At 72.1% G+C, this 23,488-nt stretch carries 26 protein-coding genes and 5 pseudogenes; 13 read left to right on the top strand and 18 right to left on the bottom strand.

What is annotated here, in order from left to right:
• On the top strand, window positions 1-1,230 hold a 1,230-nt coding region (locus UK82_RS13120; protein ID WP_236705875.1), incomplete at its 3' end, for an MGDG synthase family glycosyltransferase.
• 369 nt (window positions 1,231-1,599) lie between these two features.
• Window positions 1,600-2,793 (top strand): DMT family transporter, encoded by a 1,194-nt coding sequence (locus UK82_RS13125; protein ID WP_055407412.1) that lies wholly within the window; start codon window positions 1,600-1,602, stop codon window positions 2,791-2,793.
• Between the two features lie 203 nt (window positions 2,794-2,996).
• On the opposite strand, the gene UK82_RS13130 is transcribed toward UK82_RS13125, so the two are convergent.
• A complete protein-coding gene (locus UK82_RS13130; protein ID WP_110431464.1) occupies window positions 2,997-3,767 on the bottom strand; it encodes an NUDIX domain-containing protein in 771 nt (256 codons plus the stop codon).
• Between the two features lie 81 nt (window positions 3,768-3,848).
• On the opposite strand from UK82_RS13130, the gene UK82_RS13135 reads away from it, so the two are divergent.
• Together UK82_RS13135 and UK82_RS13140 are read left to right on the top strand one after the other, a co-directional pair.
• Window positions 3,849-4,889 (top strand): SPFH domain-containing protein, encoded by a 1,041-nt coding sequence (locus tag UK82_RS13135; protein ID WP_044885960.1) that lies wholly within the window; start codon window positions 3,849-3,851, stop codon window positions 4,887-4,889.
• Entirely contained in the window at window positions 4,886-5,809 is a 924-nt protein-coding gene (locus UK82_RS13140) for an inorganic polyphosphate kinase (RefSeq protein WP_044885961.1), read from the top strand. The genes UK82_RS13135 and UK82_RS13140 overlap by 4 nt, the downstream gene beginning before the upstream one ends.
• A gap of 172 nt (window positions 5,810-5,981) precedes the next feature.
• Here UK82_RS13140 and UK82_RS34030 read toward each other — a convergent pair whose 3' ends face one another.
• The 4 genes from UK82_RS34030 to UK82_RS13160 all read right to left on the bottom strand — a co-directional run bounded on the left by UK82_RS34030 (window position 5,982) and on the right by UK82_RS13160 (window position 8,574).
• Window positions 5,982-6,203 (bottom strand): hypothetical protein, encoded by a 222-nt coding sequence (locus UK82_RS34030; protein ID WP_044885962.1) that lies wholly within the window; start codon window positions 6,201-6,203, stop codon window positions 5,982-5,984.
• Window positions 6,204-6,997: 794 nt separating this feature from the next.
• Window positions 6,998-7,240 (bottom strand): DUF397 domain-containing protein, encoded by a 243-nt coding sequence (locus tag UK82_RS13150; RefSeq protein WP_055407414.1) that lies wholly within the window; start codon window positions 7,238-7,240, stop codon window positions 6,998-7,000.
• On the bottom strand, window positions 7,237-8,097 hold the full coding sequence (locus UK82_RS13155; RefSeq protein ID WP_044885964.1) for a helix-turn-helix transcriptional regulator: 861 nt from the start codon (window positions 8,095-8,097) through the stop codon (window positions 7,237-7,239). Before UK82_RS13155 ends, UK82_RS13150 begins: the two co-directional genes overlap by 4 nt.
• 201 nt (window positions 8,098-8,298) lie before the next feature.
• Window positions 8,299-8,574, bottom strand: coding sequence for a hypothetical protein (locus UK82_RS13160; RefSeq protein ID WP_044885965.1), 276 nt, complete (start codon window positions 8,572-8,574; stop codon window positions 8,299-8,301).
• A gap of 294 nt (window positions 8,575-8,868) precedes the next feature.
• Here UK82_RS13160 and UK82_RS42670 point away from each other — a divergent pair.
• Window positions 8,869-9,049: pseudogene (locus UK82_RS42670) on the top strand (hypothetical protein); the annotation flags it as partial.
• Here the strand turns inward: UK82_RS42670 and UK82_RS42675 are convergent.
• The 5 genes and pseudogenes from UK82_RS42675 to UK82_RS13180 form a co-directional block, all read right to left on the bottom strand.
• On the bottom strand, window positions 9,037-9,466 hold a 430-nt coding region (locus UK82_RS42675; RefSeq protein WP_396230544.1), incomplete at its 5' end, for a flotillin domain-containing protein. The pseudogene UK82_RS42670 and the gene UK82_RS42675 sit on opposite strands and share 13 nt — an antisense overlap.
• A 1-nt stretch (window position 9,467) precedes the next feature.
• Window positions 9,468-9,901, bottom strand: a pseudogene (locus UK82_RS37560) (SPFH domain-containing protein); the annotation flags it as partial.
• Between the two features lies 1 nt (window position 9,902).
• Window positions 9,903-10,197 (bottom strand): annotated as a pseudogene (locus UK82_RS37565) (SPFH domain-containing protein); the annotation flags it as partial.
• 15 nt (window positions 10,198-10,212) lie between these two features.
• Window positions 10,213-10,452 (bottom strand): hypothetical protein, encoded by a 240-nt coding sequence (locus tag UK82_RS13175; RefSeq protein ID WP_041938708.1) that lies wholly within the window; start codon window positions 10,450-10,452, stop codon window positions 10,213-10,215.
• A gap of 337 nt (window positions 10,453-10,789) precedes the next feature.
• Complete coding sequence (locus tag UK82_RS13180; protein WP_173667274.1) at window positions 10,790-11,812, bottom strand: helix-turn-helix domain-containing protein; 1,023 nt, start codon at window positions 11,810-11,812, stop codon at window positions 10,790-10,792.
• A 237-nt stretch (window positions 11,813-12,049) separates the two neighbouring features.
• On the opposite strand from UK82_RS13180, the gene UK82_RS13185 reads away from it, so the two are divergent.
• The gene (locus UK82_RS13185; protein ID WP_044886025.1) at window positions 12,050-12,397 is read left to right on the top strand and encodes a cupin domain-containing protein; all 348 of its coding nucleotides are present in this window, start codon (window positions 12,050-12,052) and stop codon (window positions 12,395-12,397) included.
• A 7-nt stretch (window positions 12,398-12,404) separates the two neighbouring features.
• On the opposite strand, the gene UK82_RS13190 is transcribed toward UK82_RS13185, so the two are convergent.
• The 3 genes and pseudogenes from UK82_RS13190 to UK82_RS37570 form a co-directional block, all read right to left on the bottom strand.
• Window positions 12,405-13,202, bottom strand: coding sequence for a response regulator transcription factor (locus tag UK82_RS13190; protein ID WP_236705876.1), 798 nt, complete (start codon window positions 13,200-13,202; stop codon window positions 12,405-12,407).
• Window positions 13,202-13,655 (bottom strand): ATP-binding protein (locus UK82_RS42680; RefSeq protein WP_396230545.1); only part of this gene is annotated, 454 nt, incomplete at its 5' end. The genes UK82_RS13190 and UK82_RS42680, both read right to left, overlap by 1 nt.
• Window position 13,656: 1 nt before the next feature.
• Window positions 13,657-14,368 (bottom strand): annotated as a pseudogene (locus UK82_RS37570) (histidine kinase); the annotation flags it as partial.
• Window positions 14,369-14,744: 376 nt separating this feature from the next.
• Between UK82_RS37570 and UK82_RS13200 the strand changes: the two are divergent.
• The 3 genes and pseudogenes from UK82_RS13200 to UK82_RS37580 form a co-directional block, all read left to right on the top strand.
• Complete coding sequence (locus tag UK82_RS13200; RefSeq protein WP_236705877.1) at window positions 14,745-14,951, top strand: hypothetical protein; 207 nt, start codon at window positions 14,745-14,747, stop codon at window positions 14,949-14,951.
• A 175-nt stretch (window positions 14,952-15,126) separates the two neighbouring features.
• The coding region (locus UK82_RS37575) for a putative protein N(5)-glutamine methyltransferase (RefSeq protein WP_396230547.1) at window positions 15,127-15,717 on the top strand (591 nt) is incomplete at its 3' end.
• A gap of 1 nt (window position 15,718) precedes the next feature.
• Window positions 15,719-15,963, top strand: a pseudogene (locus UK82_RS37580) (putative protein N(5)-glutamine methyltransferase); the annotation flags it as partial.
• A 129-nt stretch (window positions 15,964-16,092) separates the two neighbouring features.
• Here the strand turns inward: UK82_RS37580 and UK82_RS13210 are convergent.
• On the bottom strand, window positions 16,093-17,313 hold the full coding sequence (locus UK82_RS13210; RefSeq protein ID WP_055407422.1) for an FAD-dependent monooxygenase: 1,221 nt from the start codon (window positions 17,311-17,313) through the stop codon (window positions 16,093-16,095).
• 131 nt (window positions 17,314-17,444) lie between these two features.
• Between UK82_RS13210 and UK82_RS41485 the strand changes: the two genes are divergently transcribed.
• On the top strand, window positions 17,445-17,743 hold a 299-nt coding region (locus tag UK82_RS41485), incomplete at its 3' end, for a TetR/AcrR family transcriptional regulator (protein WP_255354289.1).
• A 545-nt stretch (window positions 17,744-18,288) separates the two neighbouring features.
• On the opposite strand, the gene UK82_RS13220 is transcribed toward UK82_RS41485, so the two are convergent.
• Window positions 18,289-19,299, bottom strand: coding sequence for a tyrosinase family protein (locus UK82_RS13220; RefSeq protein ID WP_044885973.1), 1,011 nt, complete (start codon window positions 19,297-19,299; stop codon window positions 18,289-18,291).
• A 1-nt stretch (window position 19,300) separates the two neighbouring features.
• The gene (locus UK82_RS13225) at window positions 19,301-19,735 is read right to left on the bottom strand and encodes a hypothetical protein (protein WP_055407425.1); all 435 of its coding nucleotides are present in this window, start codon (window positions 19,733-19,735) and stop codon (window positions 19,301-19,303) included.
• 354 nt (window positions 19,736-20,089) lie between these two features.
• On the opposite strand from UK82_RS13225, the gene UK82_RS13230 reads away from it, so the two are divergent.
• Together UK82_RS13230 and UK82_RS13235 are read left to right on the top strand one after the other, a co-directional pair.
• Window positions 20,090-20,473: a DUF427 domain-containing protein gene (locus UK82_RS13230; RefSeq protein WP_044885975.1), complete on the top strand. Its 384-nt coding sequence runs from the start codon at window positions 20,090-20,092 to the stop codon at window positions 20,471-20,473.
• Window positions 20,470-21,267 (top strand): 2-phosphosulfolactate phosphatase, encoded by a 798-nt coding sequence (locus UK82_RS13235; RefSeq protein WP_044885976.1) that lies wholly within the window; start codon window positions 20,470-20,472, stop codon window positions 21,265-21,267. Before UK82_RS13230 ends, UK82_RS13235 begins: the two co-directional genes overlap by 4 nt.
• Here UK82_RS13235 and pip read toward each other — a convergent pair.
• Complete coding sequence (pip, locus tag UK82_RS13240; RefSeq protein WP_055407427.1) at window positions 21,237-22,232, bottom strand: prolyl aminopeptidase; 996 nt, start codon at window positions 22,230-22,232, stop codon at window positions 21,237-21,239. The genes UK82_RS13235 and pip overlap by 31 nt on opposite strands.
• Window positions 22,233-22,257: 25 nt before the next feature.
• On the opposite strand from pip, the gene UK82_RS13245 reads away from it, so the two are divergent.
• The gene (locus tag UK82_RS13245) at window positions 22,258-22,548 is read left to right on the top strand and encodes a YafY family protein (protein WP_236705879.1); all 291 of its coding nucleotides are present in this window, start codon (window positions 22,258-22,260) and stop codon (window positions 22,546-22,548) included.
• 34 nt (window positions 22,549-22,582) lie between these two features.
• On the opposite strand, the gene UK82_RS13250 is transcribed toward UK82_RS13245, so the two are convergent.
• Entirely contained in the window at window positions 22,583-23,341 is a 759-nt protein-coding gene (locus tag UK82_RS13250; RefSeq protein ID WP_044885979.1) for an SDR family NAD(P)-dependent oxidoreductase, read from the bottom strand.
• Between the last annotated feature and the right edge of the window lie 147 nt (window positions 23,342-23,488).

Raw genomic sequence — 23,488 nt, forward strand, 5'->3', positions numbered from 1 at the left:
ATGGCGCAGATCGGCGGTATCACGGTGAGCGGACCATCCGACAACGGCGATCCGGCGGCGACCGTCGCCCCCCCGACCCGACCCTCCACGGAGGGTCGGCCGGCGGGGGTGGCCTCGGCGGTCGGGCGTCCCGGCGACGACAAGGCGCCCGACCGCGGCGGACCGGTGATCAACGGCCTCGCGGTGGAGGAGGCCGCGGCCGCGGCCCTGCTCGCCGGGGCTGGGGCACGACAGCCGGCGACTCGTCGCGGATCGGCGCTGCTGCTGTCCGGCTCGCTGGGCATGGGGCACGACGTCATGGCCGAGGCGTGCGGGGCGTCGCTGGCGCGGCGCGGGTTCACCGCCCGGACCGCCGACAGCCTGCGCATGCTCGGCGGGCGCAACGGCTCCCGTGGGGAGAAGGTCTTCCGCGGGATGATCGCCGTGCCGGGCCTCTACGACGCCGTGCACTTCTCCCAGATGCGCACCGGCGGCCGGTTGGCCCTGGCGATCGAGCGGGCGTCGAGCCGCTACGTCGTCCCGGCGCTGCGCCAGGAGCTCACCGAGCAGCCGACCGATCTCGTCATCTCCATCTTCGCCACCGGCGCCGCGGCGACCAGCCGGGTCAAGCCGGAGTTCCCCGGCCTGGTCACCGCGGTGTTCTCCACCGACTGTTGCGTGCACCGGCTGTGGGTGCACGACAACACCGACCTGTACCTGGTCACCTCGCAGACTGCCGCTCGCTACGTGCGGCGGTTCGCGCCGGGTGCGCTCGTCTCGGTCGTGCCCACCCCCGTGCGCGAGCCGTTCTACGACCCGCCCACCCAGGAGGAGGCGCGCGCGGCGCTCGGCATCCCGGCCGACGCCCCGTGTGTGCTGCTGATGTCCGGCTCCTGGGGGCTCGGGCCGCTGGTCGAGGGTGCCGCGGCGATGGCCGCGGCGGGGATCTACGTGCTCGCGGTGGCCGGGCGGAACAAGCCGCTGGCGGCGCGGCTGACCGCCCTGGCCGAGCGGCAGCACAAGGTCATCCCGTTCGGCTTCACCGACCGCATCCCGGCGCTGATGGCCGCCAGCGACCTGGTCGTCACCTCCTCCGGGGACACCTGCAGCGAGGCGCGGGTGATCGGCCGGGACCTGCTGCTCATCGACGTCGTGCCGGGGCACGGCCGGGACAACCTGCAGAAGGAGCTTGAACGCGGGCATGCCGAGGTCACCAACACCGACCCGGTGTCGCTGACCCGCTCCGCGCTCNCCTGCCTCGACCGGGTCAAGCCCCCCTCGGACCGGGTGGCGATCGGGCCGCAGGCGTGGGAGCAGGCGTTCGGCTCGGCGCTGGCGCAGATCGGCTTCGGTGCCCACTGGTGATTCGGTGCCCACTGGTGAGACGCGTCGGCGGTGGGACGCAGCGGCGTCGGGCGGGCGCGCGTCCGGCCCGGGACGTTCCACGCGGCCCCCGGTGTTGACTCGGTCAGAGGTTGTCATCTCGGGTGTGGGCCCGGAGTGGCGGGGGACGAGTGAGGCGGCCAGCGCATGGGCAGGGGCAGGGTCAGGGGGATCCCGGCATGAACGGCGGGATCCGGACGCGAACGACGGCACGCCCGTGACCAGGATGGCGCGCGTATGAGCAAGGCGTTGGCGCTCGGCCTGCCCACCGCGATGGTGTCGGCCGCGCTGTACGGGGTCGCGCCGCTGGTGCAGGCGCGGGCCGCCCGGCGCGAGGAGGAGAGTTCCGGCCTGGGGCTGGGACTGCTGGCCCGGCTGGTGCTGCGCCCGTTGTGGCTGCTCGGGCTCGCCGTCGAGGCGGCCTCGTTCCTGCTGGAGGTCTACGCCCTCTCGGTCGCGCCGGTGGCGATGGTCGCCCCGGTGATGGCCCTCGATATGATCATCTTCACGTTACTGGCCCAGCGGGTGCTCGGTGAACGGATCAGCCTGACGGGCTGGCTGGGCGTCGGCTCGATGGTCGCCGGGGTCGGCCTGCTCGCCTACGCCTTCGCGCGCCGTGCCGAGGTCGGCAGCGCGGCCAGCACGGACGTCCTGCTGGCCTTCCTCGTCCTCGGCCTGATCTTCGCGCTGGTGTGCGCGTTCCTTGCGAACGTCGCCGCCGCCCGGAACATGATCGCCGGCGCGGCGTTCGGATTCGGCGCGGCCGCCGGCGTCTGCTATGCGATCGCCACCCTCGCGACCCGTCAGATCGGCCTGGCGGTCAACGATCGCCGCGAGGGCCAGTCCGCGCTGGCCGACCTGCTCACCACCCCGACGCCGTACGTCCTCGTGCTGTTCTCCGTGCTGGCGCTCGGTCTGCAGCAGCGCGGGCTGCAGGGCCGGGCGGCGGTGATCGCCTTCCCCGTGACCAGCGGGGTGTCCGCCTTCCTGCCGGTCACCCTGGGGCTGACGCTGTTCGGCGAGCCGGCCCCGGACGGCGCCCATCGGGTGGCGTTCATCGTCGCGATGGTGATGGTGGCCGCCGGCATCGCCGCCCTCGGGCGCGACCGGATGGCGGCCAACCGTTCCGTGGACGAGCTGGAGGGCGCCGCGGCGCGCCCCGACGGGCCGGATCCAGGCCGCCCGGATCGGGCCCGGCCGGATTCGAAGCGGGCTGATTCCGACCGGCTGGACCCGGAGCGGCTGGACCCGGAGCGGGTGGACCTGGAACGCGTGGACCTGGAACGCGTGGACCTGGAACGGGTCGATCCGAGGCGCTCCGAGCGGGTGGACTCCGACCTCGGGCGGCGTTCTCGCCACGGCGACGACCCGTGGAACCCACCGGGCCGGGGAGACGGCGGGCCTGGCGCCGCGCTGCGGGAACTCGGCTGACCCGCAGGGGCGCCTGGCCGGGGCGACGAACTGTCACCAACGGCGCGGACCGGCACGGTCGTTAACGCTGATGGCATGAGCCCAAACTTATAGTGACGCCGCATGTGCTTTCGGTGAGATAGTCGAGGTGGCCGGCCGCCCGGGTTCACCCCCCGATCGCCCGGGCGCCCGGCCGTCTCCCGCCCGCGGCAACCTATGCCCGCTCAGGGTAGCCGCGGGACGGGCCGGAGCATCGCGGGATGCAGCACCGTGGCGTCGCCCCGGCGGTACAGCTCCGCGGGCCGGCCGCCGTCCCGGGTCGTGAAGCGCCCGGTCGGGACGAGGAAGTCCGCGGTCCCGGTCACCTTGCGGTGGAAGTTGCGGGGGTCCAGCCGCGAGCTCCAGACCAGCTCGTAGATCCGGCGCAGCTCCGCCACCGTGAACTCGCCTTCGCAGAAGGCCGTCGCCACCGCGCTGTACTCGATCTTCGCTCGGGCGCGTTCCAGCCCGTCCGCGAGGATCGCCGCATGGTCGAAGGCCAGCCCGGACCCGCCGCCAGCGGTCGAGACCGGCTCCCATCGGCTCGCGGCGGCGTCCGTGCCGGCGATCGGCGTGCGCGACTGTGGCGCGAGCGCCAGGAACGCCACCGTGACGACCCGCCCGCGGGGATCGCGATCCGGCGCGCCGTAGGTCGCGAGCTGTTCGAGATGCGCCGGCGGGTGGCGTAGCCCGGTCTCCTCGGCGAGCTCCCGCACGGCCGCCTCGGCCAGATCCTCCCCCGGCCGGACGAAGCCGCCCGGCAGGGCCCAGCGGTCCCGGTAGGGCTCGATCCCGCGGCGCACCAGCAGCACCTGGAGCTGCTCCTCGCGGACTGTCAGCAGGACCAGATCGACGCTGAGCGCGACCGGCACGACGTCCGGCGGCAGCCTGCCCGCTGCGCCGCCGCCGTTGGCGTGGGCGGTCGTGGCGGCGGATGACTCCAGTGGGGACGGCATGCGGGGAACCATACTCGTCAGGTTGACGAGAACTGCGATCCCGGTTTATCGTCATGTCGACGATAAAGAGAGGACCTTCTCATGGCGGACATCAGCCGGGCGCCGTTCCTGTGCCACCTGCGGGGCACCCCCACCGCGTACATCCGCCACCAGCGCGGCACGGCCGTCGCCCACGAGGGTGTCGGCCTGGTCTTCTGGTATCGGCCGCGCACTGCGGTGATCAGTGAGGTGCCGGTCGACGACCGGGAGCTCGCGGTGCTCTTCCACGCGCGGACCGCCGACTTCCAGGACGTCGCGGTGCAGGCCACCGTCACCTACCGGATCGCCGACCCGGTGCTGGCCGCCACCCGCCTCGACTTCGGTATCGACCCCGAGCTCGGCACCTGGCGGGAGAAGCCCCTCGACCAGCTCGCCGGGATGATCAATGAGTCTGCCCAGCAGTACGCCTCGGACCTGCTCGCGCGCACGTCGCTCACCACCGCCCTCGCCGAGGGGGTGCCGGTCATCCGGGCGCGGGTGACCGACGGCCTGCGCGCAGATGCCCGCCTGGTCCAGACGGGGGTGAGTGTGGTCGGGGTGCGGGTGGTCGCCGTCCGCCCGTCGCCGGACGTGGAGAAGGCGCTGCGCACGCCCACCCGTGAACAGATCCAGACCGAGGCCGACCGGGCCACCTACGGCCGCCGCGCGCTCGCAGTCGAGCAGGAGCGGCGCATCGCCGAGAACGAGCTGCAGAGCAAGATCGAGCTGGCCGTGCGAGAGGAGCGGCTCGTGACCCAGGAGGGCGCCAACGAGCAGCGCCGGATGACCGAGCAGGCGGCGGCGGCGCGCATCGCCGCCGCAGCGGAGGCGGAGCGGGCCGAGACGGCCGCCCGCTCGCAGGCCGAGCGGGTTCGGGTGGAGGCGGCGGCGCGGGCCGAGGCCGTGCGTCTGGTCGGGCAGGCTGAGGCCGACGCCGAGGCGGCCCGGGTCGCCGCGGTCACCGGTCTGGACACCTCGGCGGTGGTCGCGTTGGCGGTGCGGGACCTGGCTGACCATCTGCCCGCGATCGGGGCGCTCACCATCACCCCCGACGTGGTCACCGAGGCGGTCGCCCGGTTCGCCCGCGCCGGCACCCCTCGGTGAGCCTCGCCCCGCGCGCGGTGCTCGTGCACCGACGCACCGAGTACGCCGAATTGCTGGACCGGCACGGCACCCGCGGCCAGGCCGCGTTCTTCCTGGCCACCCGCGGGCGGGAGCTGGCCGAGGTGCAGGCCGCCCACGATGCCGCCGAGGCGGCCCGTCGGTCGGTCGCCGCGGCGATCCCGCCGCACTGGCGTCGCGGCGAGGTGGAGCGGTCCGACCTCGACCGGTTCCTGTTCGCTCCGGATGACGTGGTCGTCTGCGTCGGACAGGACGGGCTCGTCGCGAACGTCGCGAAGTACCTCGACGGCCAGCTCGTCCTGGGGATCAACGTCGAACCGACCCGCACGCCGGGTGTCCTGGTCCGGCACGCCCCGGGAGAGGCCGCCGCCCTGCTGCGCGCCGTCGAGGGATCGCCTGCGGACCCCGCCCGGGGGCTTGGTCGCCTGCTGCGCGAACTGACCATGGTCGAGGCCCGCTCCGACGACGGCCAGCGCCTCGTCGCGCTCAACGAGGTCTACGCCGGCCACCCCGGCCACCAGACCGCCCGGTACCGGTTGCGGGTTCCCGGCGGGGGCGCCCCGGTGACCGAGCGGCAGGCGTCATCCGGGCTGCTCGTCGGCACCGGCACCGGTGCGACGGGCTGGTGCCGCTCGGTGTGGGCGCAGCGGCGCAGCGAGCTTTCGCTCCCGGCGCCGACCGCCGGCGCGCTGGTCTGGTTCGTCCGCGAGGCATGGCCGTCACCGGCCACGGGCACCACCTGCACCGAGGGCCGCCTCGCCGGGCCGGCGCGGCTGGAGATCCTGGTGGAGGCCGATCGGATGGTCGTGTTCGGCGACGGCATCGAGACGGACACGATCGAGCTGTCCTGGGGGCAGCAGCTCACCGTCGGCGTGGCCGATCGTCGCCTACGCCTCGCCTAGCACGCACCTCGACGACGGTGCACCTCGACGACGGTGCGCCCCGACTGTCAGCCGCGGCGGCGAGCCCGGCGGCCTGGCCGGGAGGTCCAGGGGCGGCCAGGCCGGCGGACTGCGCCGGTCGCGGACGGGCCGGCCGGCGGACGACGCCGCCCGCCGGGCCTGGGCCGGCCCATCACACGCCGAAGCGTTCGAGAGCCTTGCGTACCCGGAGGTTCGCCTGCGCAAAGGTGATCTTCCCGTCCACGTACGCCGACAGTGCCGCGCGCCGAACACGTTCGACGCGCTGATCTTTCATCGGGGTGTTGAGCAGGTTGGTCGTGGCGGTGGCCACGGCAATCACCTCCCAGTGGCAGGGGAACAGGATGGTGCTACGCGTATGGATCTCGGAAGCCATGCCCGCAACCAGGGATCCGTCGGGGAAGCCGAATGCCCGGCGGATCCTGAGGTGGACCGACCGTGATCAGGCGTGAGGGAGTGCCCGGGGTGCGGGCGGGATGCGCCGTCCTCAGCTAGGACGGCGACGGGATGGCGGCTCCGCCGGCCACCGAGCCTGCCCGAGGCCCCCCCGCCGGCGGGCGACAACACGCGGCAGTGAGGACTGAGGCCGTACGCGCGGCCTGGTGGCCGCCGGGGTCGAGCGCCGCCAGCGACGCGGCCACCCGGACCGTGGCGTCGCGGTGCTGTACGCGGGTAGCCGTACCGTCAAATATGATCACAACGACTGCCCTCCTCCGCGTTGGGCGGGCATTCGCAGCCCGCGTGGCCCGTCCAGTGGGCGAAGGTGGCCGAGCGTCGTCCCATGCCGCCACGGCGCCGGGAGCGTCCGGTCCGCCTGCCCACCCTGCGCGATGGACGCCGCGGACGTCGTGCCCCGGAAATGCCACGACCACAACGGGACGAACACTTGAACAACGAGGACCGACTGAACATCTACAAGAGTGCGCGACCGGGGGGCGTTGCGCAAGAGCCAACCGGCATGTCGAGCGGCCGCCACCGCGCCGTCATGACAGGAACCTCGACCCGGTCGGGGTGGGAACGTCGACGTTGATCGGATCGTTCCGCCCCCTCCATCGGCGGCCGTTCCCGGCCCAGCGATCCCCCACCGGCCCGGGCGCATCCGGTGGAGGCGTCCGGGCCGGACCTGGCGCTGTCGGGCGCGGGGGGAGCGCAGGCTCGGACCAGGGCGGGTCAGGCCTGGCGGACCCGGGTTCGGTCGAACTCGCCGTCCCGCGCGCCGGCCAGGAAGGCGTCCCACTCGGCCGCGGAGAAGGCGAGCACGGGACCGCTGGGGTTCTTCGAGTCACGCACCACGATGCCCTCGCCCAGGGGAGCGACCTCCACGCACATGCCCCCCGCTCCGTTGCTGTAGCTGCTCTTGCGCCAGGCCAGCTCGGCGGGACCGCCCCGATCGGGCTTCGCAAATCTGGTCATTTGAGTTCCTTTGCGACGGAAATTATCATCTGTCTGGATTCTTCTGGCCGCAGGGCGGCGGCCAGAAGGTGATTCATCTTCAACTTATAGCGCCGGACTTCGGCGGCACGCTCGATGTAAAGGCTGCCGGCCGCCTCTTCTATATAGACCACTTCGTGGTCTTCCGAATCGGGGAATCCGAGTATGGAAAACGCGCTGCCCAGGCCGGCGTGTGCGCCGACCGCGAACGGCAGGACCTGGATTGTCACATTCGGGAGTTCGGACCGTTTGGCGAGGAAATCGAGCTGATCGCGCATGACCGCCCGACCGCCGATCTCCCGGCGAAGCACCGCCTCGTCCAGAATCACCCAGAGCCGGGGATGGTCGGGGGCGGTGAGCCGACGCTGCCGGTCCATCCGCAAGGCAATCTTGCGCTCGACCTCCTCCTCGTCGGCCTCCGGGTCATCGGCCCGGATGACCTGCCGGGCGTAGTCTCCGGTCTGGAGCAGCCCATGGACGAGCTGGGACTCGTACACCTGGATCGACGCCGCGTCACCCTCCAGGCCGATGTAGATCTCGAACCAGGCCGGGACGACATCGTGGTAGGAGTGCCACCAGCCGTGCCGGCGGGACTCCCGGGCCAACGCCATCAGGGCGTCGCGCTGCTCACCCTCCGTAACACCGTACAGGTTGAGCAGGTCCGACACGTCGCGGGTGCGTACCGGCACCCGCCCGTTCTCCATCCGGCTGACCTTCGAGACCGAGCAGCGCAGCAGTTGGCACACCTCGTCGACCGAGACGTCCGCCGCCTCTCTCAGACGCCGTAACTCGGCGCCCAGCCGCCGACGCCGCACAGTCGGACCGCCGCTTGTGGCCATCGCTAGTCCTTCGGTCTGCTCGGAGTGATGGGTGCATCCTGCCACTGGATCGCCACTCCTCATACACAGTGCACTGCTATGGGTAGCGGAACTCTTACAGAAGCTCATGCAGACGGTCGAGGCAGGAGCCATGCCGCGAGTCTTGGTTTACTTTGAGTGGCGAGCACAACCCGCTGGGTGAGAACTTGGTACGGTGAGGAATCACGGGGAGTAGTCGATGGCGATCGCGCGGGGTCCGAGGCGTCGATCCGGCGACCATGCCTGGACGACCGGCCGGGCGGCGTCGGTCCTGCTGCACGCCCCCACCCCTGCGTCCACCCCTGCCACCCCGTCCATCCCCGCCACCCCGTCCGTTCGGGACTTTCGGGCGGCCACGCCCATGGCGTGGCCCGCCATCGCGAGGGCTGTGGCTTCGCGGCCGGCGATCAGGCGGTCCACCGCCACGCGGTCGGCGGCGACCAGACGGTCGACGACCACGTGGGATGTCGGCGCGCTGGCCGGCGGCGGTGAGGGCGGACGTCGACCGCCGGCTCCGGGCGGGTGGGCGTCGAGCCCCGCCCGGAGCCGGCCAGCCCACCATCGCGGGTCGGATCGACGCCTCCCCGGGCGTGACCGCGCACCGTGGACAGCTCCACGGTTCTCATTATTCGGTAATTGGCTGAAAGGCGTGACAATGGCGACTCGCCGATTCCAGGTCTACGACGGCGATGGCGAACTGGTGGCCACCTTCCTGGAGTGGGAGGCGGCGCACTCCTGGGCGCACCGTCGCGNCGGCGAAGCAGGGACCCGAAATCCTGTTCAGGTCGAGGATCGGGTTGAGCGGCGGACCTGGACGATCGAGGCCGATCAATGCCGGCTCACGGTGTGGCGGCGCCGCGTGGAGTACGGATACTGCGGCCGGCCGGAGGCGCGTCCCGTCGCTGCCGGCCGTAAGCACGTCTACGTCTCCTGAACGGGCCTGGCGGTCGCGATGCCGGGGTGTTCGGCGCTGGCGGCGGTCTCCTGGCCGTCGGCGGCGTAGGCCGGCTGCCGGACGCCCGCGCGCAGGGCCTCGAAGATGGCCACGCCCTGCCCGACGAGTCCGCTGGCGATCTCACCGATGCCCTCGGCGCCGTTGAGCACCGTGACGTTCGCGCCCGCCAGCCCCGAGGCTGCCTGCCGGACGATCTCCGGAAGCTGGTCGATGAGCATCCGGTCGAGTGCAACCCGGTTGTGCGACGCGGCGGCCTCCGCCTGGATCCTCATCTTCTCGGCCTCGGCGAGGGCGAGGACGCGGACCCGCTCGGCCTCCGCCTCCGCGGGCTTGACGACCTCGGTGACGAGCTGCTGCTGGCGCAACTGAGCCTCGCGTTCGGCCAGCTCGGTCCGCNCCGCGGTCACCGCCACCTCCGCCTGGGCCTGCGCAAGCGGCCCGGCCTGTGCGGCCTCGGCCTGGGCTCGGTCGATCTCCGCTCGGTACTGGGCCTGGACGATGGAGGTCTGCCGGGCGTACTCCGCCTGCGCCCGCTGCGAGCGCTGCTCGGCCTCGGCGGCGGCCTGGTTGGCCTCGGCCTGGGCGATCTGCGCCTGGCGCTGGATGGCGGCGTTGTGCGGCGCCGCGATCGCCGCGATGTAGCCGAGTCTGCCGTCGTCGATGGACTGGATCTGCAACGCGTCGACGGTCAGCCCGATCCGGGCCATCTCCGCCTTGGACCCGTCGAGTACCTCGGTGGCGAGCTTCTGCCGGTCGCGGATGATCTCCTCGACCGTCATCGAGCCGATGATCGAACGCAGGTGGCCGGAGAAGATCCGCCCGGTCAGCACGNCCATCTGGCCCTGGTCGGACAGGAAGCGCTGGCCGGCGTTGACGATACTCTCGCTGTCGTTGCCCACCTTGAAGGCGATCACGGCGCGGACGTTCAGGGAGATGCCCTGGTAGGTGACGCACGTCTCCGTGACCTCGGCCTCGCACATCGCCAGGGTCAGGAAGCGCACCTTGCGGAAGAACGGCAGAATAAATCCGCCGTGACCGGTGACCACCTTGAAAGGCATCCCACCGCGGTTCTTCCCACCCGAGATCAGCATCGCCTGGTCGGGTGCGGGGACTCGGTAACCAAACACGCCGCGAACCTTTCGTCAGAGATCGCCGCCGAAGACGGCGGCGGGATCCAGCCACGGCACCACCTCGACGGTCCGAGGCCCGCGCGTCCCGATGACCAGCACGGATGCGCCCTTGGGTAGCGGAGTGTCGGACAGCGCGAGGAAAGTTTCGATTCCGCCGCGGACCCGCACCACCACCTCGCCCGGCCCGGCGTCACCCCGGGTGCCCACGATGAGCGCGCCGACGCGGCCGATGACGGACGGATCGCCCACCATCCTCGAACCTCCTCCTCGCACGCGGCGGGCGCGGAAGGCCATGGCTGAACGGTCGTTGCAGGCGAGAAGAGACTACAAGTCGCCATCCTTGGGATCAGGGGCTTGTCGCTGTCGACTTCTGTATTGACCAAACGCTGATCGTCTGGAGCAGCCCGATCGGCGCTGGCCGCATATTCGCCCGCCCCGCGGACCGTCCCCGCGCCGCCTCGCGGACCGTCCCCGCGCCGCCTCGCGGACCGTCCCCGCGCCGCCTCGCGGACCGTCCCCTCCTCGTCACACGACCGTTCCCGAGCCGGCTTCCTGACCTGCTCGGCCCCTTCCTGTCCGCTCCCTCCGCTCAGCCGCTGTTCGCCGGATTGGCCAGTCCTGGCGCCGGCCGGGCCGGCCCGAACCGACGCAGGTAGGCGGTCGGCGTGAGGCCCGTGCGTCGGCGCAGCGCTACCCGCAGACTCGTGGCGGTCCCGAGGCCACTGGCCCGGGCCACGAGATCGAGGCGATGTTCTCCGCGTTCGAGCAGCCGGCAGGCCAAGGCGACCCGTTCGGCGGTCAGCCACGCCAGTGGAGTGACGCCGAGCTCGGCGCGGAACCGACGGTGCAGCGTGGCCGGGCTGACCGCGGCCTGGCTGGCCAGGTCGGCGATCGCCACAGGTCGGTCGAGCCGCTGGCGGGCCCAGTCCAGCAGCGGCGCGAGGGAGGTGTCGGGCACGATCGGTACGGGCCGTTCGATGAACTGCCGCTGCCCGCCGTCGCGGTGCGCTGCGTAGACCAGCCGTCGGCTGACCATATTCGCAACCTCGGCTCCATGATCACGGCGGATGAGGTGCAGCCCGAGGTCGAGGGCGGCGGCGCTGCCCGCGGCCGTGCACACGTCGCCGTCGTCGACGAACAGCACATCAGGTTCGAGCCGTACCTCGGGGTAACGGCGGGTGAACAGGTCGGCCCACCGCCAGTGGGTCGTGGCCCGGCGATCATCGAGCACCCCTGCGGCGGCGAGGGTGAACGTCCCCGTGCAGAAGCTGACCAGGCGGGCCCCGCGGTCGCCGGCCGCCCGGATCGCGGCCAGCACCGACGGTGGCGGGGCGACGAGCGGATCCGGGCGGTTCGGCACGATGACCGTGTCGGCTGCGGACACCGCGTCGAGCCCGGCGACGCCGGACAGGGTGAACAGTCCGCCGTGCATGCGGATCTGCGGGGTAGGCGCGCAGAGCGTGCAGTCGTACCAGGGCCGGTCGAGCTCGGGGCGGCGCAGCCCGAACAACTCGGTGGCGACACCGAGCTCGAAGGGATTCGACCCGTCATCCACGATCACCGCGATCCGATGCGTTGGCGCGCGATCCGGTTGCGAGGATCCATGCGACATGTGCGATTCCTAGCGCTCGTCTATCTCTTTGTCGGGCGGGAGCATTCACGCATGACCGCCGAGCCAGTCTCCGGGCCCGACCGCCGCTCCGCACCCGCCGCCACCTCCGCACCCGCCGCCACCCCCGCGTCCGCCGGCTCCGCGCACGCTGTCCCTGAAGCAGCGGCTGCCGAGCCTCCGCGAGGTGCCTGGGCGAATCCGGTTGATCTCAAGGCCGCTTTCGACAGCTTCGAGGCGCTGTGGAGTCCCCGCATCGTCGCCCGGGTGAACGATTACGACATCCGCATCGCCAAGGTCGCCGGCGAGCATGTCTGGCACACGCACTCCGATACTGACGAGCTTTTCCTCGTGCTCGCGGGCACTCTGCACGTCGCCGTGCGCGACGAGCCTGGTAAAGGGGAGCGAGTCATCATCCTGAACCGGGGGGAGATCTTCGTCGTCCCGCGCGGTGTGGAGCACCGTCCCGCATCTCCGGCCGGCGCGTCGATTCTCCTGGTCGAACCGAGAGGCACCCTGTCCGTGGGGGACCGCCATGACCTGTTGCCCGACCACGTCGAGGCGACTACGGGGCATGCCCTCGCCTGAATCGTTCTCACGAGCGGTCCGATCCCGGCGCGAGCGGACCGGCGCCGGGGAATACCACGCCGGACTCGTACGCGGCGACGACGAGCTGCGCCCGATCGCGCGCCCCAAGCTTGGTCAGTAAGCGGCTGACATGCGTCTTGACGGTTGTGACGCCGACGAACAGCCGCCTGGCGATCTCGGAGTTCGACAGTCCCGCTGCAACCTGGATGAGCACCTCGCGCTCCCGCTCCGTCAGCCGGGTCAGCTCTTCGCCCCGGGCTGCGGGCCGCTGCGGCCGCTGGGCGAACTCGACGATGAGCCGCCGGGTGACGCTCGGGGTCAGCAGCGCGTCGCCGGCGGCCACGATCCTGATCGCGGCCAGGAGGTCCTCCGGGCGCGTGTCCTTGAGGACGAATCCGCTGGCGCCGCCACGCAGGGCCGCGAAGACATGTTCATCCTGATCGAAGGTCGTCACCACGAGGACGCGTGTCGCGGCAGTGCCAGGGTCCGCAGCAATGATCCGCATCGCCTCCAGGCCATCCATAATCGGCATACGGATGTCCATGAGAACGACGTCCGGGCGCAGGTGCCTGGCCAACCGCACCGCCTGGGCGCCGGTCCCGGCCTCCGCGATCACCGTGAGATCGGGAGCGGACTCGACCAGCGCCCGGAAACCGGCGCGCACCAGAGCCTCGTCGTCGGCGATGAGGACCCGGACGCGACCGTCGCCCGCCGACAACGGGCGGGATCCATAGTCGGAATCAGCGCGGTTACGGAGCCCATCATGGCTCTCCGCCGGTGTGGAGCCATCGGCTGTCACCATCATCAGCCTGTGTCCTGCCCGACGGGGCGTGGCCGGACAGGCACTGGCGGGAGCTCACAAGACCGATCCGCGATCATGGTGGCGGGTGAGACGGGAAACCGGGCCACGACCGCGAATCCCCCTCGTTCCTGGGGGCCCGCACTGAGCGTGCCGGCGAAGAGTTCCGCTCGCTCGTACATCCCGACCAGGCCCAGCCCGGGTCCTGATCCTCTGCCCGGCTCGGGTCGCCGCGAGGTTGGGCCAGGCGGCTCATCAGCCGGGTCGTGGCGCGCCTGATCGCTCCGGCGATCTGCCGGCGTCTCGTCGCTGTGATGATGCTCTGGGCCGCCCGGTGGGGGATGGCCGTCATCAACGATGCTCACGACCAGTTCCCGCGGCCCGTCGTGCACACTGACCTGGGCCTCGGCGGCGTTGGCATGCCGGACCACGTTCGTCAGTGCTTCTTGGACGATGCGGNACACCGAGGTCTCCAGGACCGGTAGATAGCAGCGCTCGGTGCCTGTGCGCCGGTATGACGTGCGGAACCCAGGTCGCTGCAGCCCGGCGACCAGATGGCCCAGGTCTGCGAGCTTCGGTTCGGTGACCCTGGCTGGCTCGTCAGCGCTGGCCTGTTCGCCAGCTCGCGCTGACTCGGTGCGCTCGGGGCGCCCGCCCGACGGGACCGCCTCATGCGCCCGGCCCGAGACCCCGGCAGGCTCCGCCTGCGGTCGCGTTGTCAGCGTCGCGTCCGATCGAACCGATGGCTCCCGGATCTCCTGGCGGGTACTGCGTAGGACGCGGCGCACCTCGTCGAGAGCCGAGCGGCTCGTCGTCTCGATCACGCTCAGTGCCTCGCGCGCCTCGCGTGGGTCCTCGAGCAGCCGGGCGACTCCGGAGCGGACCGCGATCAGGCTCAGAGTGTGCGACACGACATCGTGGACGTCTCGAGCGACGCGAAGCCGCTCTTCGGCGCGGATCCGGCGCTCCCGCTCCGTGGCCTCTCGGCGTGCCTCCAGCGCCAGCCGGGACCGGTAGCGGCGGCGGGTGCGGAAGGCATCGCCGACCAGCCAGGCCGCTGCGGCGATGAGTGCCTGGACCAGATCCTGTTCCTGATCGGGGTACAGCCGCATGGCGACGGCGGCGGAGACCGCAATCGCTGCGACCGCCGCGGTGGTCGCGGCCAGTGACATCCGTCTGGGGTGGTGATCGGCGACGGTGAGGACGGCAACGCCGAGCGCTGGCCCGGCGTTGCTGACCAACGGCGTGAAGCGGACCCCTGCGAACGCGGCCGTGCAGAGAACCGCGGTGACGCCGGCGAGCACCGGAAGCGGCCAGCGTCGGGCCGCGATCAGCGGCGCGGCGGCGAGTGCTCCGAACAGAAGGATGTGCGCGGTTGAGCCGTAGGCGTCAGCCCCAGGCGCGACCGTCGGAGTCAATGCGGCCGGCACACTGAACAGGGCGAAGGAAGCGAGGACAACCGCGACGTCGACGGCGCCTGGGCCAGCATTTCGGCCGGCCGTCCGCCGCCACCCGGCGGCGCTCTGGCGGCTTGCTGTTCTCGCCGCCTTGGCCGTGCCGCTGCTCTACCTGTGTTGGCGGGCTGGGGTGCAGGTGCTGGCCGGACTGGACCCGAACTTCACGGTGAATGCGTGGGGCGGCCCCAGCTACGCGGGGGCGATGGCCTGCCACTACCTCGATCTCGCCGTCATCGGTGCGGTCGTCGCGGGGCTGCTCGATCGAGCCCTGCTGCCGGTTCCAGGAGGCCGCGCGTAGCCCCTGGTAGGGCGGACTGGTTCTGGTACTGTGGGCGCAGTCATAGATGATCTTTTTGAGGAGGTGGGACCCATGTCCGCGGTATCAGGGTGGGCGTACTCCTCCCGCGATCACATGTGGTTCGACCGGGCCTGGTGATCGGGAGGGCGCCCTTTGGTGTCCCGAAAGGCTTCCCGTGTCGTCAATTCCCTTGCCCCTTCCGCCGTCTCCATCGTTGCCCCATGTCGTTCGTCGGCTGCGTGCCGCAGGTTGCGTCTTCGCCGAGGACGAAGCCCGACTGCTTGTGGGCGCCGCCCGGACTGCCGCTGAGCTCGCCGCGATGGTCGACTGCCGGGTCGCCGGCAAGCCCTTGGAACACATCCTCGGCTGGGTGCAGTTCTGCGGACTGAAGATCGCGGTCGAGGCCGGCGTGTTCGTGCCCCGGCGCCGCACCGAGTTCCTCGTCCGGCAGGCCCTCGACCAGGCCGGTGGCCGGCCCGGCGAGGTCGTGGTCGACCTGTGCTGTGGATCCGGTGCAGTGGCGGCAGCGTTGCTCGCAGCTCTACCTGACGCTGAGGTGCACGCCGCCGACATCGAGCCCGCCGCAGTGCGCTGCGCTCGGCGCAACGTCGTCGCCGGCGGAGGTCTGGTGCACGAGGGTGACCTGTTCGCCGCGCTCCCCAGGTCATTGCGGGGACGCGTGGACCTCCTGGTGGTCAACGCGCCGTATGTCCCGACCGACGCGATCGGCCTGATGCCGCCCGAGGCGCGGGAGCACGAGCCCCGGNTGTCTCTCGACGGTGGAAAGGACGGTCTCGACGTGCTGCGTCGGGTTGTCGCCGTCGCGCCGTCCTGGCTCGCCCCAGGCGGCAGCTTGTTGCTCGAGACCAGCGCACAGCAGGCGCCGTCGCTCGTCGACGCGGTCGCCCGCGCCGGGCTGATCGGCCGGATCGCCATATCCGACGAGTTGGTAGCCACCGTGATCATCGCTGTCTCTCTGGCCGGAGACGCGGCGACGTCGGACCGTGGGTGAGGCTGTTCACCCCCGAGGATGAAGCGCCCCTGGTGGAGAGACCGGCGGTAGTCGTCCTCCGACGCACGTTCGGGCGGGCTTTCCCCGCTTGTACCAAGCGCTGTGATCGTGGCGCGGGGTCGGGAGTGGTCAGCCCGGTGAGGTGGCGCCGGCGGGGCGGGCGGGGGCGTGGTGGGGCGGGCGGGGGCCGCGACCGGCGGTGGTCAGGCGGCTGCCGAGCCAACCGGCAGCGGCGGCGGCCGGCCACAGACGAGTGGCTGCGTTGCGGGCGCGGATGCCGGTCCAGGTGGTGGGGATGAGCAGGTGAGCCGCCTGATCGACGCCGCGCTGGCGTGGCTCGACGAGACGGCGGTGGCGTGCCTCGTAGCGGCGCAGGGCCGAGCGGTGATCGTCGGGGGTTGCGGCCAGTTCCTCGGCGAGTGCGAATGCCCCGGCCATCGCCAGGGAGGAGCCGTCGCCGAACAGAGACACGCAGGAGGCCGCGTCGCCGACGAGCGTGATCCGACCCGTCGACCAGGCGGGTACGTCCACCCGGCTCACCGCGTCGAAGTAGAGGTCCTCGCTGGCCTGCGCCCGCGCCAGCAACTCCGCCGTCCGCCATGATCCGGCTGCGTAGGCGCCGGCAAGCAGGGTGCGGTGCTGGTCGATGTCACGATGGTTGAAGTCCGCCAGATCCGGGCGGCGGAAGGCGAAAAACGCGATCGGCCCGGAGGCCGAGGGGTGTAGGGCGACGGCCCGGCCCGGGGTGTTGTGCATGACCACCTCACGCCGGTGCTCGATCGGCCCGTTGAACGGCACCGTGGCGATGTAGAGGCCCAGGTGACGGACGAAGTTCGCGTCTGGCCCGAAGGCGAGCCGGCGCACTGCCGAATGGAGGCCGTCGGCGCCGATGACCAGGTCGAATCGGCGGGAGCGACCGTGGTCGAAGGTCACGTCGACGCCGTGTTCGTCCTGCGCCAGACCGGCGATCGAGTCGCCGAACACGAACTCCGCGTGCTCCGCACTCGCCGCCTGCAGGATCGTTGCGAGCGCGCCGCGAGGAAGCTCGACGTCGCCGCCGCCGGTCGCGCGCGCGAGCGCGCGCAGGTTGACACGGCCGACGCTGCGGCCGGCCGCGTCCACGAACCGCATCCCCGTCACGTTGGTGGCGGCGGCCCGCAGCCGGGCGAGCACCCCCATCCGCTCTGCCACCCGGAGGGCCGGGCCGCGCACGTCCACCGGGCTGCCGCTGGTCCGCTGCCACAGCCCGCGCTCGACTACCGTCGGCCGGAAGCCGTGCCATGACAGCCAGTACGCGAGCGTCGTACCGGCGATGCCGGCGCCGGAGACGAGCACCGTCCGGTTGCCCATACGTCCTCCGCGGGTGGGGTCGAGGCCGATCGAACCGTCAGCGTATGACCAGATTTCAAATCTGGTCAAAAGTTGAATGCGCGGTGTGATGAACGTTGACCAGCTCTCGAAAGCGGTCATACGGTCGTCGCGTGAGCCCGACAGCCGGCCGGTCCCGGGACCCGTCGCGCGGGCGGGAGCGCGCCACGCGCATCCTCGACGCCGCCGAGGATCTGCTGCTGCGTCACGGAGCGCGGCGGGTGACCGTCGAGGACGTCGCGGTCGGCGCCAACATCGGCAAGGGCACGGTCTACCTGCACTGGGAGACGCGGGAGAAGCTGTTCGCCGCCGTCTTCGACCGGGCGGTGGCCCGAGCGATGTCCGAGCTGCTCGTCGCGATGCGCACCCGGCCGAGTACCTGCCTGCCGCACCAGTTCGCCCACGACTACTTNCTCGCCGTCATGCACCGTCCGCTGCTGCGCGGGCTGCTGCTGGCCGACCCGGAGCTGCTCGGCCGGCTGGCCCGCCAGCACGACCCCGCCTGGGACGAACGCCACCACCTGGTGTCCGAACGGTACTTCCGGCTGCTCGCCGAGTACGGCGTGCTCCGTGCCGAACTCGGGGCCGACGAGGTCGCCTATGCGTTCCAGGCGACGTTCGAGGGTTTCGTGCGGGCCGAGGGCGAGCTGGTCGGTGGCGAGAGCGCGTCGCCGCGGGCCGCCGCCCAGCCCGCGGTCGCCACCCTCGAACGGCGGGCGGACCTGCTCGCCCGGACCGTCGAGCTCGCGTTCGAGAACAGCCGCCCGGTCACGGCCGACGAACTGCGTTCGCTCGCCGCCGACGTCGTGGACCTGTTCACCGACCTCGTCGACCGCCGCGGGTTCGCCGACCTCGTCGACCTCGTCGACCGCGCCGAGCTCGGCGCCCCCGCCGCGTCCTGACCGTCCAAGCCGGGCGTCCCCTTTCCCCGCCGGACGTCCGGCGGGGAAAGGAAGGTCAGGGCAGGGTGTCGTAGCTGTAGAAGGCCGAGATGTCGAGGACGCCGCCCGGGGTGTCCGGCTTGCTGGCCGGGGCGAACGGGGAGACGAGCGGGTCGTCGATCCGGTGGCCGAGCAGGGTCGGCGGGGCCGTCATGTCCGGCTGGTACTGGCGGCCGTTGCGGCTCATCCAGCCCTCCCAGAGCCGGTCGACGTTGCAGTGGTGGACGAAGAACACCGGGTCGTTCGGGGACGATGCCGGGGCCATGTCCCCGCCGACCCACAGGTGGACCTGGTTGTGCAGGCCGGGGCCGGTGAAGCCCTCCAGCCGGTTACGGAAGCCGCGAGACGAGACGTCGAAGGGCGGCCGGTCGTAGTCGGCGAGGCTCGGGTCGGCACGCGTGTTGTAGGCCGCGCGGACGTCGCTGGTGCGAGGCAGCCGCGGCGAGCCGAACGGCGCGTTCTGGCCGAACCTGCGGGCGAGGCCGCGCTCGGTGACCTGGCGCAGCGCGCCGCTGGAGTTGGTCGCGATCCGCACCCGGAAACTCGTCGGGTCGGCACGGTCGAAGGCGAACGCGCCGCCGCGCACGGGGCTGCCCTGGCCGCCGAACCCGTCCGGGGTGTCCCGCCACAGCGCCGAGGCGGCCGGGTTCGCCACCCCGTCCGGCGCGGGCGGGGTGCCGTCGAGCGCCCAGTCCCAGTAGGGCAGGCCGAAGTCCGGGTCACCGAGAACCCGTTGCAGGTGTGCCTCCAGCCATCGGAGCATCACCCGGTGCCAGGGCAGGAAGACCGGCCCGCGGTGCGCGGCGTTGCGGGTTCCGGCGTCACCGCCCGGTGGCACCGCGGTGTTCATCGCGAGGACGTGCCAGATGACGAACAGGTCGTAGGTGTACACGGGGCGGGCGCGCCCGGAGATGCCGAACCGGTCCGTGGTCAGCGTCGTGGGCTCGTGCTTGAGCAGCTTGACGCCGCGGATGTAGTCGGCTCGCGCCTTGTCGTCGTGGAGGATGTCCCGGCGGACCGCGGCCATCTCACCGCCCTCCCGAGGTCTCGTCGCCGTGGATGCGGCCGTCGCCGTCGCCGTCGCCGTCGCCGTGATCGTGGCTGTGCTGGCCGTCGTGGCCGTGCTGGCCGTCGTGGCCGTCTCCGGGCGTCGGGTGCGGGGAGAACTCGTCGGGGAAGGTGCGGATGAGCACCCGCACCAGGTCCACCAGCGAGGGGAGCTGGTAGGCGGGCAGGCCGTGGCAGTGCGCCGAGCCGTCGTTCGACAGCCCGATGTGCACATTCAACGGCTGCCCGTCGACGGTGATCTCGTAGGTGGTCGTGATGACGACGTGATGGCCGTCGAAGTCGTCCTCGCGCACGCTGCGCGCCGGACCGGCGTGATCATGATCGGGTTGCGGGAGTCCGGCCAGGTAGGTCGCGAGGAAGGCCGGTTGGGTGGGGTCGGCGATGTCCGGTTGCATGAAGGTTCCCCCGAGGTCTGATGGCTGCCGCGATGTGAGGTGCGACGATGTGGCCGCAGCATCTACCGGCAGTGAGGGATTCGCAACCAACTGTCGCCTAGGCGTCGCCCTCCGACGCGGGAAATGGGCGGGAGAAGGGATGACAGCGGCAGTCAGGCGGGTTGCCGCATCGTGGCGGCTGTGCATCGTGATGGCTGTGCCGAAGCAGGGTTGACGGTTTCGGCGATGCGGCGGAGCCTTTGTCTGCGCCGAGTTTCGCCCTTGCCGGGCGGGCCGCCCTCGTCGGCTGCTTGCCGCCGGGGTGTCCGCATCCGCGGGTCCGCCTGCGGGCCCGGCTGGTCTGGAGGAAGCCTGATGTCGCGAACGGTCCTGCTGCCGAACGCAGACCATCCGATCACCGTCGAGCCGACCCGCGGCCGGGTGGTCGTCCGGATCGGCGGGCGGGTGGTCGCGGACTCGCACGACTCCCGCACCCTGCGCGAGGCCAGCTACCCGCCGGTGCAGTACATCCCGATCGCCGACGTCGACCAGAGCGTGCTGCGCCGCAGCGAGACCACCAGCTACTGCCCGTACAAGGGCGACGCGAGCTACTACAGCGTCGAGACCTCGGACGGCACGACGCTCGGCGATGTCATCTGGACCTACGAGAACCCCTACCCGGCCGTCGTCGACATCGCCGGCCGGGTCGCCTTCTACGCCGACCGCGCGGAGATCACCGTTCCCGACGCCGCTGCGTGAACCCGGCGGCGCAGCACCCCTTCCGGCTCCGTTTCGGCTGGGGCCGGGAGGATCTCGACGTCCTCGCCGCCCCCGGCGGCATTGTCGTGATCGTCGATGTGCTGCGGTTCTCGACGGCGGTCTCGGTCGCGGTCGGTCGGGGCGCGCGGGTCTGGCCGTGCCGGTGGCGCGATGAGGACGCGGCGCGGCGGGCCGCCGAGCTGGGCGCGGTTCTCGCCGTGCCGGGCCGCGATGATCCCGCCGCCCACTGGTCGCTGTCGCCGGCGGACCTGGCGGCTATCCCCGCCGGCACCCGGCTGCTCCTGCCCTCCCCCAACGGCTCGGCCCTGTCCGCGGCTGCCGCGCTCGGTCCCGCGACGCCTGTCGCCGGCTGCCCGCGCAACGCGGCCGCGGTCGGCCGCCTGGCGGCCGACCGGCTGGCCGACGGCGGGACCGTGGCCGTCATCGCGGCCGGCGAGCGCTGGCCCGATCCGTCCGGGGCGTCGCACGCCGGCCCCCTCCGCCCGGCGGTCGAGGATCTGCTCGGCGCCGGCGCGGTCCTCGCCCGGATCCTCGAGGCGGGGTCCCTGGAACGTGCGGCGGTCGCCCCGGAGGCGCGCGCCGCCATCGCCGCGTTCCGCGCCGCCGAGGCCGATCTGGCCGGCGAGCTGCGCTGCTCGGCGTCCGGCCGGGAGCTGCTCGCGTTGGGCTGGGACGACGACGTGGCCTGCGCGGCCGACCTCGACGCCGACGCCGCCGTTCCCGTCCTCGACGCCGACGGCGCCTACACCGGCGCGCTCGAGTTGTCCTCCTGACCTCGGGCGAACCGGTCGAGTGCGTTGCGCAGCCGGCGGCCCAGGGCGTCGCTGCCGGTGTGGCCGGAGTCGGTGATCGGGACGAGTTCGGCGTCCGGCCAGGCGCGGGCCAGCTCCCAGGCGACGAGGAACGGGCCGCCCAGGTCGTGGCGGCCGTGGATCAGCACACCCGGGATGCCGGCGAGCCGACCGGCGTCGCGGAGCAGCACGCCTTCGTCCAGCCAGGCCCCGTGCGCGAAGTAGTGCGAGCAGATCCGCGCCAGCGCGAGCCGCGCCCGCTGCGGGCGGCCGCCGTACGCGCCCGGCTGCCCGTTCGACTCCAGTGAGATGACCGCGTCCTCCCAGGCGCACCACTCGTCGGCGGCCCGCCGACGCACCGCCGGGTCGGGGTCCGCGAGCAGACGTGCGTAGCCGGCGACGATGCCGTCGCCGTCGCCGTCGCCGTCGGCGGGCGGCAGCCCGTTTCGGAACCGTTCCCACTCCTCGGGGAAGTACCGGGCCACGCCTCGGTAGAGCCAGTCGATGTCGCGGCGGCGGGTCATCGTCACGGCCGCGAGGACGATCTCCGACACCCGGTGCGGGTGGCGCTCGGCGTAGGCCAGGGCGAGCGTCGAACCCCAGGAGGCGCCGTACAGCAGCCACCGGTCGATCCCGAGGTGCTCGCGGAGCAGCTCCATGTCGGCCAGCAGATGGTGGGTGGTGTTGTGCCGCAGGTCGGTGTCATGGTCGGCGGCATGCGGGGTGCTGCGACCGCAGCCGCGCTGATCGAACAGGACGACCCGGTAGCGCTCCGGGTCGAACCAGCGGCGCGCCCCCGGCGAGCAGCCCGAGCCCGGCCCGCCGTGGACGACGAGCGCCGGCCTGCCGGCCGGGTTGCCGCAGACCTCCCAGTAGACGAGGTTGCCGTCGCCGACGTCGAGCATCCCGGCGTCGTACGGCTCGATCGGCGGATACTGCGGTCCCATCAGCCGATCCTGACCTACTGGTCACGTGGAGCGTGCCCTGACCAGGCGGGAGGTGCTGCCGCTGGGCTACCAGGACGCCGGCGGGCGGACATCGGAACGGGAGGCGGAGCCGGCCGGCCTGCTCACCGCCGGCGGCCGCTGGTACCTGGTGGCCTGGTGCCGCCTGCGGCGCGCCCCCCGCGGTTTCCGGCTCGACCGGATCCGCGGCGCCGCTCCGACCGGGCAGGCGGCCCCCCGGCGGGAGCTCGCCGACCTGCTCGGCTCGGCCGCCACGGGCGCGGTCACCCCCGACGCCCTGGACAGCCTCGCCCCCTGATCCAGCGGCGGACCGGCAGTGGGCCAGCGGTGCGCTAGAGGTTCTGGCCGCCGGACAGTTCGATGCGGGTGCCGTTGGCCCAACCGAAGCCGTCGGCGAGGATCAGTGGCACGGCCGCGCCGATGTCCTCGGCCTCGCCCACGCGGCCCAGCGGAATGGCGCTCGCGACCGCCTCGTTGAGCCGGGCGTTGTCCCGGAGCCGGCCGCCGCCGAAGTCGGTGGCGATCGCCCCGGGCACGAGCACGTTGACTCGGATGCCCCGCTCGCCGAGCTCCTTGGCCTGGTACCTGGTCAGGACCTCGATCGCGCCCTTCGCGGCGGCGTAGGCGGAGGTGCCCGGATGGGTGAAGCGGGCCAGGCCGGAGGACACGTTGAGGATGCGTCCGCCGTCGGCCAGCAGCGGCAGCAGCGTCTGCGTCAGGAAGAACGGCGCCTTCACGTGAATCCGGAACAACTCGTCGAACTGCTCCTCGGTCGTCTCCGTGAACGGCGCGTAGAGGCCGATTCCGGCGTTGTTGACGAGGTAGTCGATGCGCTCGGCGCCGAGGCCGGCGAGCGTCGTGCGGACGTCGGCCGCGAACCGGGCGAAGCCGGCGCTGTCGCCCACGTCGAGCTGCAGCGCCGCCGCGGGCACCCCCTGCTCCTCGAGCTCCGCCACGAGCCGATCGGCCTCGTCCTTGCGGCTGTTGTAGGTGCCGATGACGCCTACCCCGGCGCGGGCGAGGTGCGTGGCCATGCTGCGCCCGAGGCCGCGGCTCGCGCCGGTGATCAGAGCGATTCTGTTGTCGGACATGATTCCTCCCGTGACACGCCAGTGGTGCTCGCATTTCACCCTGACACCTCCGCCGGCTGTCAGCGGCGTCTCGGTCATCCCCGGATCGCGAGTCCGGGGATAGTCCGGCCGCCCGCGGTCATGATGGAGATGTCTGATGGGCCGTGG

It is taken from the genome of Frankia sp. ACN1ag (assembly GCF_001414035.1).
Lineage (GTDB): Bacteria > Actinomycetota > Actinomycetes > Frankiales > Frankiaceae > Frankia > Frankia torreyi.